The organism is Streptomyces reniochalinae (genome assembly GCF_003323735.1).
GTDB classification, from domain to species: Bacteria; Actinomycetota; Actinomycetes; order Streptomycetales; family Streptomycetaceae; genus Streptomyces; species Streptomyces reniochalinae.
Genome location: NZ_QOIM01000040.1, coordinates 62061 through 74603, shown reverse-complemented (window position 1 = coordinate 74603; position 12543 = coordinate 62061). Strand labels below are relative to the sequence as shown.

Genomic DNA, 12543 nt, shown 5'->3' with positions numbered 1-12543 from the left:
TCAGTCCTTTGCTCGGTGCGTGAGGGGCGTGGCGGGCGTGCCGGGCGTGCCGGGCCGGGGGGCTTCGACGGTGGGTTGGGCGCGCAGCTCCCGCAGGCTGCGGCGCAGCACGGACAGGACGAGGTCGGCGCCCGCCCGCATCGGGTTGACGCGGATCGCCCAGTCGGCCAGCTCCGGGGCGTCGTCCAGGCTGGAGCTGGACATGCGGTAGACCAGCGGCGCCACCTCGTAGCGGGAGTTGGAGCCCACCGGGTAGGGTGCGGCACCGAACCGGGCGGCGACCTCGGGCAGCTGCCGCGCCACGGGCGCGTCGAGCTGGACGATGAGGCATCTGTCCTGCGCGTTGGCCAGGCGCACGTCGGTGACGCCCGGAACCTCGCCGGCGGCGAGGCGTTCGGCGACCTCCGCGCCGACGCGGGACTGCACCGCCCACATCACGGGCACGTGGGTGAGGGCGCGCAGCGCGTCGAGGGCCTGGTGGCCCTGCACCTGTCCACCGCCCGAGTAGTTGTCGGCGCGCACCCCGTCCACCAGGTCTCCGGCGCCGACGACCACGCCGACGCCCTCGGGGCCGTGCAGTTTGAACAGCGAGAAGCAGGAGGCGTCGGCGCCGAGTTCGACGCCGCAGGCGGGCACGCGGAAGGCCGCGTAGTTGTCGTCGACCAGGCTGCGTACGCCGGCGCTCGCGCACGCTGACAGGACTTCCCCGGGGTCGTAGGAGTCGGCGAGGCGCTGCCGGGTGTGCTGGACGTAGGCCCACCTGAACCGGCCGGAGGCGAGTGCGCCGCGCAGCGCCGCCGGGTCGTTGAAGTCGACCTCGACCGCCTCGACGCCCAGGCCGCGCAGCGTCACCGCCGTGGTCCTGTAGACCGGAGCACGGTGGATGAGAAGCGGCTCGCCGGGGCTCACGGCGGCGCTGAGGGCGGCGCGGATCGCGCCGGTGCCCGCGCCCTGGACCAGTGCCGCGTCCTGCGCGCCGAAGTAGTCGGCCAGTACCGCCTCGACGCGGGCCGTCGTCCGCGGCCTGCCGAGGCCGGGCACCACACCGGTGTCCGCGGTGAACAACTCCTGCCCTTGGAAGTGCCCCGCGGTGGCCTCCAGCAGCCGGAACTGCCACCTGACGGCGTCCTCCACGGGGACGGTGGCCAGCGGATACGTCCGCGGGAGTGCACCGGGGGGTACGGGTGCCGCCGCTGGTGTCATGTCAGTCCTCCTCGGGGCTCGCGCCGGTCAGGAAGCGCGTCGGGTTGCGCCGCGTCATCAGGTCGATCAGGTCCTCGTCGACGCCCGCGGTGCGGAGCGCGGGCAGGAACGAGCGGAAGAGGTGGCCGTAGCCCTTTCCGCCCTCGCTCAGCAGGTAGCCGTGGCGGGAGATGTCGCAGCTGAGCAGCGCCCGGTCGGCATGGCCCGCCTCCAGCAGCGCGAGGAGGAGACGCAGCCGCACCTGGTCGCTCTGGTAGCTCTCCTTTCCGACGGTGTCGAAGGCCACGTACGCGCCCGCCTCGGCCAGCCGGCGGTGCACGGCGGAGTCGTCGAGCAGGTCTTGGTGGCCGACACAGATCCGGTGCGGGGCCAGGCCCTCCGTTGTCAGCAGGTCGAGCTGGGCGAGTCCGCCGTGTCCCAGTTGGGCGTGGGTGGACACCGACAGGCCGGTGGCGAGGGCGGCGCGGGCGGCGGCCCGCAGCGATCTGGCCTCCGGTTCGCTGGGGGTGTCGCCGTGGCTGCCCACCTCGCCGAGCACACCGGGCCGTACGCCCGTGGCGCCGATGCCCTGTTCGATCTCCTGCACGAGCGTGCCGGTCAGCTGCTCGACGGAGGCGCCTTCCAGGTCCGCCCGTGGGTGGAACGGCTCGTAATACCACCCGGTGGCGGCGACGACGGCGACACCGCTCTCGCGGGCGATCCGCACCAGCGCTTCCGGGTCCCGGCCCATGCCCCGGCAGGTCAGCTCGACGACGAGACAGAGGCCGAACTCCTGCCGCAGCGCGGCGAGTTCGCGACTGACGGCCGGGCCGTGCTGCCGTGGATCGAGGACCGAGGCCGCGTCGCCCTGGCGGTCCAGGTCGAGGGCCAGGTGCTCGTGGGCGAGCACGGGGCCCGTCAGCGACGCGGCGGCGAGCGGCCCGGTGACGGTCCGCAGCAGGCGTTGCGGGGTGTGCGGGATGGTGGTCATGGTGCGGGTCTTCCTGGTGACGGCGCGGCCCTCAGCCCTTGACGGGGGTGAACAGGTCGAGCCAGTAGAGGACGTTGAGCAGGATGCCGCCGACGATCACCGCGGCGGGTGCGGCCGCCATCCTCACCACGGGACGGCCCATCGCCTCGTTGAGCAGGTAGAGACCGCCCACGATGAGGATGCCCAGACCGGCGCCCATCGCGTTGGCCGCCATCAGGGAGCCGAAGAGGATGGCCAGGTGGAGGCTGTCGGTGATGGCGTTGCGCAGGTGCTCGGAGGAGTCGCGGACGCTGGGCAGCTTGCCGAGGACCTTGCCGATGTAGGACAGCGCCAGAACCTCGATCGCGAAGACCGCGGCTCCGACGACGACCGCCAGCACCGGGTTCGGCATCAGGTAGCCGATCGGGTAGACGAGCGTGAACCCTGCGATGCCGTAGGCGCCGGACGCCAGCGCCGTCGTGGCGATCAGCGGAATGAAACCGAAGACGCGGTAGAAGTCGACCTGTGCCGCCTCGGAGATGTGGCCCTTGGCGATGAGGAAGCTGGTGGCCTCGCCGCCGCCGAATATGTGCATCTGGGCCAGCAGGCAGACTCCGGCTCCCAGCAGCATGAACAGTGGCAGGTGGCGGCGCAGCCGCGTCGCGCTCGCGCTGAACAGCGAGGCCATCGGGTCGTCTTCCGCGGGCTGGGCGGAGTCCTGGTCCGCGGCTGTCGTGCCTCGTGCCGCCTCGGCCGCGCGGTCGGCCTTTCGTTGCGCCAGGTCCCGCCGCACGGCGAGGCCGATCAGCATCAGCACGCCGACGGCCATGGCGAGCGCACCGGCGAACATGTCCGGCCACAGCTTCATCGTCGCGACGACGAGGACCAGTTCGACGACACCGGCCACAGCTCCCCACGCGCGCCCGAACTGCTTGGTGATGGCCAGCACCGGGAAGAGCGTGAAGAGGAAGAGGATCGGCGTGGACATCTGCTGCATGGCGGTCAGGAAGTCCACGGGCAGGTCGTGCGCCACCTCGTTGGCCCCGTTGAGCCCGAAGACGACGACGGCGCCCCAGCCGGCGCCCAGCAGCGGTGCGAGCCACTTCTTGGGGGACAGCAGGCCCAGGATGTCGGTGGGCAGGAAGAGCAGCCACGGGTTGAGCACGCCCGAGGAGAGCGCCATCGGCGCGCCGAGTCCGAAGATGAACCCGGCCGAGAGGCCGAAGGAGACCGCCGTGGTGGCCGAGCGGGTCGTCCGGCCGTGGATGAAGTCCAGCATGAACGGGCGCACGCCGTCGTTGAAGACGGCCAGCGCCATGTGCGAGATGAACGCCGTCAGCGCGCACAGGACGATGACGGTCAGCTGCTGGGGCAGCGAGAGGTTCAGGCCGGCGCCTGCGGCCAGTTGGGTGCCGGTGGTGCCCACCGTGCTTGCGAGGTCACTCACGGGGTCGCTCCTTCACGCCCGGGGTGTCTGCGACCGGTCCCGCTCAGCCGCGCGCGGCGACGGCGCGGGTGAGCAGGGGGACGACGGTGCTGATCTGGTCCATGGAGAAACCGAAGACCTTCTTGCCCTCGGTGAGCAGCGCGGCGACCTCGTCCTCGGTGGGCACGGTGCGGCCGAAGGTGTGGCAGGCGGGCTGCCCCATCAGGCCGACGAGCACGCCCAGGGAGGCGCCCGCACCGGTGTGGCAGGTGCCGAAGAAGTAGTCGGCCTGCCCGGCGCGGAGCTTCATCGCGGCGTCCATGTCGCTGGAGACGACGACGTCCACGCCGTCGAGGCCGAGTTCCTTGATGGCGTTCGCGACCTCGGTCTTGCCGACTCCGCCGGTGAGGATCTTCGTCATGGCTGGTGCCTCTCGTCTGTGCTGCGCGGCCCGAGGGGTGGACCGTGCGGGGAAAGGGGGTGTGGTTCTCGGGGGCCCGGCGCGGGCGGCTGTCAGCCGGTGACGCGCTGGGCGAGGACGGCCAGGTGCATGGCCAGGAAGTTGATCTCGGAGGTGGGCAGGGCGGCGCCGAGTTCGCTCTCGGCCCGTTCGGCTATCCGGCGGGCCCGCTCGACGGCTGCCGGGTGGTCGGCGAGTTCGGCGGCCACCTGCTCGTCGGTGGAGAACTCCTCGATGGGCTCCCCGTCCAGGAGCCGGGTGAGGGCCATCATCAGATGGCTCGTCAGCATTCCGGCCGTCTCCTCGGTGACAGGCGCGCCCTCGTCGATGAGCGCGGTCAGCTCGGCGGTCACGAAATCGGCCACCTGGGGGCGGACTTGGCCGCTGTCACGGAAGAGCTGGATGCGCAGCGCGAGCTGGTCGTCCACGGTGGTGCCTCCTCAACATCCCACAGAACTCGGGATTCTGGATTCTCTCGGCCGGCGCGAGCCCGCACGGGCTGAGCCGTGCGGTGCGGTGGCGCGGCAGGTGGGGTCCGTCAGTACGAGGGCATACGGACTCCTCGCAGGACCTCGGACTGGAGCTTGGCGACCCGGGCGGGGTCGATGGCCTGCCGTATCGCGTGCAGGGCCGCGGCGCTTCCGGCTCTGCCGATGACGACCGCGCTCGAGTTGCGCAGCGACAGGTCACGCGTCACCTCGTCACCGAGCGGGCGTACGTCCACCCCCTCGCCGATCCGGCCCTGCACCTCGTCCAGGTTCCAGACGGTGGCGTCCGCCTCGTTGTGCCCGAGCAGATCGGGGAGCTGCATGTAGGAGCACTCCACCCATTCGACGTCGACCCGTCCGCCGAAGGTCAGCTCGGCGAGCATGCGCTGGTCCTCCGAGGCGTGGTCGATCGCCACGCGGAGGCCGGGCGAGTCGAGCGAGCCGCCCTCCCGTACCAGCACGCCGTGGGCGCCGACGTAGGTGGCGGGGCCCAGATCCACCACGATGGCCAGATCCTCGGGATACTCCTCGATGAGCCGGTCGGCGGCGAAGCGGGAGAGCACGACGAGGTCGGCCTTGCCCTCCATGAGCGCGGTGGCACGGCTGCCCGCGCCTCGCATGAACGTGATGGCGAACGGGGTGCCGGCGTCGTCGAACGCCGCGCGCAGGCCCGTGGCCAGTCCTTCGTAGCGGCGGGAGTAGGGCAGTGGCATGGCGGCGAGCAGGGTGCCGAGCCCCGACAGCCGCCACAGGATCGCGCGGTCCGATCTGACGAGGAAGGTGCCCAGGTGCCCGCGGGCGGCGGTCTCGATGGCACCGGCTTCCTCCAGCAGCCGCAGTGCGGCCTGGACCGTGCCGTTGCCGCACCCCAGCTCCTCGGCGAAGTCCCGCACGCGGGGCAGGCGCGTCTCCGGCTCGTACTCCAGCAGGAGGAGCGCGAGCTGGCGGGCCGCGAGGCCGTTGCGGGTCAGGAACCGCTCGTCGTAATCGTTCACGAGGAAACAGTAAACAGAATCCTGGATTTTTGACAAGACCCCTCTTCGCCCGCCTCTGCCGCGACCTCGGGTGAAGCCGCCCCGCGACTTCGCCCGAAACCGCCGCTCCTGACCCGAAGCCGCCCCGGATCCCGCACCGGTCGCGGCTGCCCGGGCCCCCGCGTCGGCCACGATCCCCGGCCCGGAAGCCGTCGCGACCCCATTCACCGGATCAACCAGGGCCGACACCGCTGGAAACTGCTAGAAAAGGGTCATGCGCGGACTCTTCGGGCGCCGAACGGCTCGGCGCGAACGCCCCCGCCGGGTGTCGCCCGCCTCCGCGCACTCCGAGCAGGAACCGGATCCCGGCACACGCGGCTCCGGGACAGGCAGCTCCGGCACACACGGCTCCGGTACGCCGGACCCCGGTTCCTCCGGAGGGCACGCCCGGCCCCGGAAGGGGTCCCGTCTCCCCTTCGGGGCCCGGAGCGTCGCAGGAGAGGTCTTCATCCTCCAGGTGACGGTCATCGTGCTGCTCATGATCGCGGTGGTGGTGGCCTTCCTGCTGCACGCCCAGTGGGACAGCAACCGGCACGCCCGGCAGGAGGGCCTCGCCGTCGCCAAGACCTTCGCGAGCTCGCCCGGGGTGGTGGAAAGGCTGGACGGCCCGGACCCGACCGCGGCGCTGCAACCGCGCGCCGAGGCGGTCCGCAAGGCCACCAGTGTGGACTACGTCGTCGTCTGGAGGCCGGACGGCATCAGGGTCACCTCGTCGGAGCCCGACCTGATCGGCAAGCGAGTCGTGCGGCCGTTCAAGAACATGGTGCGGCGGGCGCGCCGGGGCCTGCCCACCACCACGACCCTCAAGGTGGCCGGCACCGGCGGCGAGACCGTGAACTCCGCCGCCCCGATCACCCGCCCCGACGGCTCACTGGCCGGACTGGTGTCGGCAGGCGTGAAGGTCACCCGGGTGAACCAGGGGGTGAAGAACCAGCTGCCCGTGCTGCTGATGTCGGCCGTCGGTGCGCTCATCCTCGCCTCGGGCAGTTCCGCGCTGGTCAGCAGGCGGCTGCGCCGCCAGACCCACGGGCTGGGGCCGACCGAGATGACCCGCATGTACGAACACCACGACGCCGTACTGCACGCGGTGCGCGAGGGAGTGCTGATTCTCGACGAGGAGGCCCGGCTGAGGCTGGCCAACAGCGAGGCCCGCCGGCTGCTGGAGCTCCCCCGCAACGCGGAGGGGCGGCGCGTCGACCAGCTCGGCCTCGACACGGGTATGGCCGGACTGCTGGCCTCGGGCCGTACCGCCTCGGACGAGGTGCACCTGGCCGGGGGGAGGCTGCTGGCCGTCAACATCCGCGCCACCCGTGCCGAAGAGGGCGTGCCTGGAAGGGTGGCGACGCTGCGGGACACCACGGAACTGCACGCGCTCGAAGGCCGCGTCGAGGTGGCGCGGGAGCGGCTGCGCCTGCTGTACGAGGCGGGCGTGCGCATTGGTACGACCCTGGACGTGGTGCGTACCGCGGAGGAGCTGACCGAGGTCGTCGTGGACCAGTTCGCCGACTTCGCGACCGTGGAACTGCTGGACCCGGTGCCGCGCGGTGAGGAACCGACAGAAACCCCCACCGACATGCGCCGGGTGGCGATCAGCGGCATCCGCGACCCGTCGCCCCTCTACCCGGTGGGCGAGGTCACCAGGACGGTGGGGGTCACCGGCACGGGCGATGGGACGGCGGACGGGACGGGGCCGGACAGTGTCGGCGCCGTGCTGGAGCCCGACCTGCGGGAGGCGCACGCCTGGCAGGAGCAGAACCCCGAGCGCGCGCGTGCCGCCATCGCGGACGGCATCCACTCGCTGATCACCGTTCCGCTGCGGGCCCGCGGCGTGCTCCTGGGGGTGGTCGACTTCTGGCGCGCCGGCGGGAGCCAGGCGTACGGCGAGGAGGACCTGGCCTTCGCGGAGGAACTGGCGGCACGGGCCGCCGTCAGCATCGACAACGCCCGGCGCTACACCAGGGAGAACGCCATGGCGGTCACCCTGCAGCGCAGTCTGCTGCCGCGCGGTCTGCCCGACCAGGACGCACTGGAGGTCGCCACCAGGTACCGGCCCACCCGGGCGGGGGTGGGCGGGGACTGGTTCGACGTCATCCCGCTGCCCGGCGCCCGTGTCGCGCTGGTGGTCGGCGACGTGGTGGGGCACGGTCTGCACGCCGCCGCGACCATGGGACGGCTGCGCACCGCGGTGCTCAACTTCTCCTCCCTGGACCTGGCCCCCGAGGAACTGCTCGCGCATCTGGACGAGCTGGTCGACCGGATCGACCAGGACCAGACGGCGGAGGGGAACGGCGAGTCCGTCACCGGCGCCACCTGTCTGTACGCGATCTACGACTCCGTGACGGGCCGCTGCACCATGGCGCGGGCCGGGCACCTGGGTCCGGCCGTGGTGCTGCCCGACGGCACCGTGGAGTTTCCCGAGATCCCCGTGGGACTGCCCCTCGGGCTGGGTGGCGCGCCCTTCGAGACGACGGAGTTGCACCCACCGGAGAACAGCCGGCTGGTGCTCTACACCGACGGGCTGGTCGAGGACCGCGACCGGGACATCGACGACGGTCTCGCGCAGCTGCACGACGCACTGGCGGGCCACCCGGAGCGGTCCCCGGAGGAGACCTGCGGGGCGGTGCTCGACGCGCTGCTGCCCCCCGATCCGAGCGACGACGTCGCCCTGCTGGTGGCGCGCACCAAGGTACTGCCGTCGGAACGGGTCGCCCAGTGGGACGTGCCCGCCGACTCGGGCGCCGTCGCCCCGGTGCGCGCCCAGGTGACACGGAAACTGGCCGAGTGGGGCCTGGAGGACGTCGCGTTCACCACGGAGCTGATTCTCAGCGAGCTGGTCACCAACGCCATCCGCTACGGCAGCGAACCCATCCGCGCCCGCCTGCTGTACGGACGGACCCTCACCTGCGAGGTCTCCGACGGCAGCAGCACCTCGCCGCACCTGCGCCGCGCGGCTGCGACGGAGGAGGGCGGGCGGGGCCTCTTCCTCGTCGCCCAGCTCGCCGAGCGCTGGGGCACCCGGTACACGCCGCACGGCAAGGTGATGTGGACCGAGCAGAGTCTGCACAACGGGGCGAGGGGCGGCGAGGAGGACGAGGAGAGCCTCCTCGACCAGTGGGACGACGGGTCCCTGTGAGCGCGCCGTCCGGCCGGTGGCCGATGCGCGACACTTGAGCCATGCCCGGCACCACCCCTCCGCACGGCGAGCACACCCCCTCCGGCCCTCCGCACAGCGGGTACGGCCTCACCGACCCGCCACCCTCCGTGCCCGCGGAAGCGTCCCTGGGGGCACCCTCCGTGCCCGCCAAAGCCTCCCTCGGGGCGCCGTCCGGCGGGGAGGAAGAGCACCACGCGGCCTCCCCCACCCTCGCGAGTCTGTTGGCGACCGGCGCGGGCGAGGCGCTGGAACTGGTACGGGCGCCCCTCGGAAGCGGCGTGCCGGTGCACGGAGTGGGCGTGTTCGACTCGGGGGAGACGCTCGCCGCGCGGGGCCAGGTGCTGATCGCGGCCGGTGTCGACGATTCGTCCGACGTCGCCCCGCTGGCGCTGCGGTCGGCGGCCCGGGCCGGTGCGGTGGCCGTCGTCGTACGGCGCGGGGCGAGCGGGCCGACGCGGCGGCTGCTCGAGGTGGCCGACGAGACCTCCACGGCCCTGCTCACCAGGGCGCCGTGGGTCGAGTGGACCGAGCTGATCGGCATGCTGCGGGCCGGGCTCGCGCACCGGGGCGGGCCCGCGGGCGCCGAGTCCCTCTCCGACGTGCCGCTGGGTGACCTTCCCGCGCTGGCACGGGCTCTCGCCGAGCTGGTGGGCGGTGCCGTCACCCTGGAGGACCCGGACTCGCGGGTGCTGGCCTTCTCCCCCACGGAGAACGGAGCCGACCCCCTGCGGCGGCTCACCATTCTCGGCCAGCAGGTGCCACGGTGGCGGCTGGACGAACTGGCCGCCAGCGGGTTTCTGCGCACCCTGTGGTCGACCGACGACGTGGTGCACCGTCCGGCGGAGGAGCGCTTCTCGGAACGTCTGGCGATCGCCGTACGCGCCGGGGAGGAGGTGCTGGGCTCCATCTGGGCGGCCGCGGACGGCAGCCCTCTGCCGTCCGACGCACGGCAGGCACTGCGGGAGGCGGCCCGGGTGGCGGCCCCGCACCTGCTGCACCACCGACTGAGCGCCCGGAACGGTTCGTCGCGGCGCCGACAGGCGCTCAGGGCACTCCTGGAGGGCACAGGAGACGCACGGTCGGCAGCGGCGACCCTCGGGCTGGACCTCGACACACCCTGCGCGGTGCTGTCCGTCACCACCGGCGGAGCCACGGCGGACGGCAAGGCCGACCGTTCCGCCGTCGACAGCAGGACAGTCGACGGAAGGACGGCGGACGGCACAACAGAGGCCGCCGTGCATGAGCGGGCCCTGCGGCTGGCCTCGCTCCAGGTGACCGCGCACCAGCCCGCCGGCTTCGCGCAGCGTTCCCAGGGCCGGCTGGACGTCCTGCTGCCGCTCCCCGGCGAACGCCCCGAGCCGGCCGGCGGCCGGGCGCCACGCGCCGACACCGCACACGCCGGTGAAGAGCCCCGGGAGGGCGACATAAGGGCACGGCGGCTGGCGCTCCAGCTGGCGGGCGCCGTGCGGGAGGCGGGCGCCCGGCCTCTCGTGGCGATCGGCCCGGCGCCGACGGGGCTCGACCAGGCCCCGGGTTCCCTCGAAAGAGCGCATCTCGTGCTCCGGGTGCTGCTGGAGCGGCCGGCCCGCGCCGGAGAGCTGGAGGTCGCCGACGAGTCGGACGTGCGGGCCGCCATGGACGCCATGCGGGTCGTACGGGCCGTGGGGGAGCTGACGCCCGCGGTGGACGGGCCCGTACGGGAGCTGCTGGCCCACGACGCGGAGCACCGCACCGACCTGGCCCCGACGCTCGCCGCGTACCTGAGCAGGTTCGGCGACGTCGCGGGTACCGCACGGCAGCTGGGCATCCATCCGAACACGCTCCGCTACCGTCTGCGCAGACTGCGCACCCGCTTCGCGCTCGACCTGGACGACCCGGACGTGCGCCTGCTGGCCGAACTGGGCCTGCGGGCGGCGGGCCGGCACCCGGCACCGGCGGGCAGCCCGGGACACGGCCCCGAGGCGGAGGCATGAACCGACCGCCCACTCGCACAGTGCGCGGTCCGCGCGCGTGAGAGCGCCCACATCGCCGCACGGTCAGCCCGCACAAGAAATTACCCTCACCGTTGTGCGTCCGGACAACCCGTTGTCCGCTTCCCGGGCTCCCGTTGTGCTCTCGCACATCGTCCTCTCGGCAGCTTCGGCCCATCCGCCGCAGACACGGCCCCGCGCCGCCGCGCAGAGTGGACGGCATCCGAACCGGCGCAAGAGAGGAGCACCCGCGTGGTACTGGAGGCCGTGACACGGAGACAGGAGGCGATCGCCTCAGCGGTCCGCGAGCGGCTGCTCGGCCCCGACGCACCGGTGGTGGCCCTGCTGGACGTCGAGGGCATCCGTGAGGCCGCCAGGGAGCTGCACGCCGCGTTCGCCGGGCCTGCCCCCGTGCTGCACACCTTCGCCGTGAAAGCGGCCTCCCTCGTGCCCGTGCTGGAGCTGCTGAACGCGGAGGGCATCGGCTGCGAGGTGGCCAGCCCCGGCGAACTGGAGCTGGCCCGGGCCGCGGGCGTGCCCGCCGGGCGCACCGTCTTCGACTCCCCCGCCAAGACCGTCCCCGAGCTGCGGGACGCGCTGGCGAGCGGGGTCGCCGTCAACGCCGACAACCCGCAGGAGCTCGCCCGGCTCGACGCGCTGGTCGCCGAGCGCGAGGCGGCGGGCCCGCGCCCCGGCGCACCGCTGGGCATGCGGATCAACCCGCAGGTGGGCACCGGTTCCATCGGGGCGATGAGCACCGCGACAGCCACCTCCAAGTTCGGGGTGGCACTGCGGGACGAGGGCGCGGAGCAGTGGATCGTCGACAGCTACCTGGCGCGCCCCTGGCTGACCCGGCTGCACACCCACACGGGCTCCCAGGGGGTGCCGCTGGAGCTGATGGCCGAGTCGGTACGGGTCGTCTTCGAGCTGGCCGAACGGATCAACCGTCAGGCGGGCAGGCAGCAGATCGACACCGTGGACATCGGCGGCGGCCTGCCGGTGAACTTCGCGGGCGACGAGACGGAGCCCTCGTTCGCCGCGTACGCGGACCTGCTGCGGCACACGGTGCCGGGGCTGTTCGACGGGCGCTATACGATCGTCACGGAGTTCGGTCGGTCCCTGCTCGCCAAGCAGGGGTTCATCGCCGCGCTGGTGGAGTACACCAAGACCGCGGGCGGCCGCCGGATCGCCGTCACGCACGCGGGTGCGCACGTGGCGACCCGCACGGCGTTCGCGCCGGGGGCGTGGCCGCTGCGGGTGGGCGCCTTCGACGCCGAGGGCGCGCCCAAGGGCACGTCCGAGATGGTGCAGGATGTAGCGGGGCCGTGCTGCTTCGCGGGTGACCTGGTGGCGCGCGAGACAGCACTGCCCGAGCTGGAGCCGGGAGACGTGGTGGCGCTGTGGGACACGGGCGCCTACTACTTCTCCACCCCGTTCCAGTACAACAGCCTGCCCCGCCCGGCCGTGCACGGTTTCCGGCGGGACAGCGCCGGACGCGTCAGCTTCTCGCTGGTGCGTCCTGCGCAGCGGATCGAAGAGGTGCTGGCGGACAGCGGTGCCGCGCAGAGCGGCGCGCTGACCGAGGCACTGACCGGCCGTGCGGACGCACCGGCCGGCCGGGCCGGTGAGCCACACCGGTTCGCCTCCTCATCCGCTTCCTGACCCTCGGATCGTGAGGTCCCGACTTCGGATCCTCGGGTTCTGACGTCCTCAGGACAGCCGGTCCGGCGCTGCCCGGACCGGCACCCAGCCCTGCCCGCCAGGGCCCTCAGCCCTGTCCGTAGGGTGCCTCGCCCTGCCCGTCAGGGCGCCGGGTCCTGTCCACACAGGCACACCCCCAGTGCGCCGTACGGCGTGCC

Annotated in this window: 9 protein-coding genes; 3 read left to right on the top strand and 6 right to left on the bottom strand. The window is 72.9% G+C overall.

The window, feature by feature from the left end:
- From DQ392_RS22185 to yhfZ, 6 genes are all read right to left on the bottom strand, one after another.
- Positions 1 to 1203 (bottom strand): PLP-dependent aminotransferase family protein, encoded by a 1203-nt coding sequence (locus tag DQ392_RS22185; RefSeq protein WP_114017450.1) that lies wholly within the window; start codon positions 1201 to 1203, stop codon positions 1 to 3.
- Between the two features lies 1 nt (position 1204).
- On the bottom strand, positions 1205 to 2173 hold the full coding sequence (locus DQ392_RS22180; protein WP_114017449.1) for a phosphotriesterase family protein: 969 nt from the start codon (positions 2171 to 2173) through the stop codon (positions 1205 to 1207).
- A gap of 31 nt (positions 2174 to 2204) precedes the next feature.
- On the bottom strand, positions 2205 to 3599 hold the full coding sequence (locus DQ392_RS22175) for a YhfT family protein (RefSeq protein WP_245981769.1): 1395 nt from the start codon (positions 3597 to 3599) through the stop codon (positions 2205 to 2207).
- A 43-nt stretch (positions 3600 to 3642) separates the two neighbouring features.
- Positions 3643 to 3999 (bottom strand): DUF2620 domain-containing protein, encoded by a 357-nt coding sequence (locus DQ392_RS22170; protein ID WP_114017448.1) that lies wholly within the window; start codon positions 3997 to 3999, stop codon positions 3643 to 3645.
- A gap of 92 nt (positions 4000 to 4091) precedes the next feature.
- Positions 4092 to 4466 carry a PRD domain-containing protein gene (locus DQ392_RS22165; RefSeq protein WP_114017447.1) on the bottom strand — a complete coding sequence of 125 codons (375 nt, stop codon included), beginning with the start codon at positions 4464 to 4466 and terminating at the stop codon, positions 4092 to 4094.
- A gap of 110 nt (positions 4467 to 4576) precedes the next feature.
- Positions 4577 to 5521, bottom strand: coding sequence for a GntR family transcriptional regulator YhfZ (gene yhfZ / locus DQ392_RS22160; protein WP_114017446.1), 945 nt, complete (start codon positions 5519 to 5521; stop codon positions 4577 to 4579).
- Positions 5522 to 6038: 517 nt separating this feature from the next.
- On the opposite strand from yhfZ, the gene DQ392_RS22155 reads away from it, so the two are divergent.
- From DQ392_RS22155 to DQ392_RS22145, 3 genes are all read left to right on the top strand, one after another.
- Positions 6039 to 8693: a SpoIIE family protein phosphatase gene (locus DQ392_RS22155; protein ID WP_181856558.1), complete on the top strand. Its 2655-nt coding sequence runs from the start codon at positions 6039 to 6041 to the stop codon at positions 8691 to 8693.
- A gap of 41 nt (positions 8694 to 8734) precedes the next feature.
- Positions 8735 to 10687: a PucR family transcriptional regulator gene (locus DQ392_RS22150; RefSeq protein WP_114017444.1), complete on the top strand. Its 1953-nt coding sequence runs from the start codon at positions 8735 to 8737 to the stop codon at positions 10685 to 10687.
- A gap of 249 nt (positions 10688 to 10936) precedes the next feature.
- Positions 10937 to 12346 (top strand): type III PLP-dependent enzyme domain-containing protein, encoded by a 1410-nt coding sequence (locus DQ392_RS22145; protein ID WP_114017443.1) that lies wholly within the window; start codon positions 10937 to 10939, stop codon positions 12344 to 12346.
- The last annotated feature ends 197 nt before the right edge of the window (positions 12347 to 12543 follow it).

Coding starts and splice junctions, on each gene's coding strand:
- DQ392_RS22150 (WP_114017444.1), top strand. CDS start 8,735: ATGCCCGGCACCACCCCTCCGCACGGCGAGCACACCCCCTCCGGCCCT.
- DQ392_RS22170 (WP_114017448.1), bottom strand. CDS start 3,999: ATGACGAAGATCCTCACCGGCGGAGTCGGCAAGACCGAGGTCGCGAAC.
- DQ392_RS22155 (WP_181856558.1), top strand. CDS start 6,039: ATGATCGCGGTGGTGGTGGCCTTCCTGCTGCACGCCCAGTGGGACAGC.
- DQ392_RS22185 (WP_114017450.1), bottom strand. CDS start 1,203: ATGACACCAGCGGCGGCACCCGTACCCCCCGGTGCACTCCCGCGGACG.
- DQ392_RS22180 (WP_114017449.1), bottom strand. CDS start 2,173: ATGACCACCATCCCGCACACCCCGCAACGCCTGCTGCGGACCGTCACC.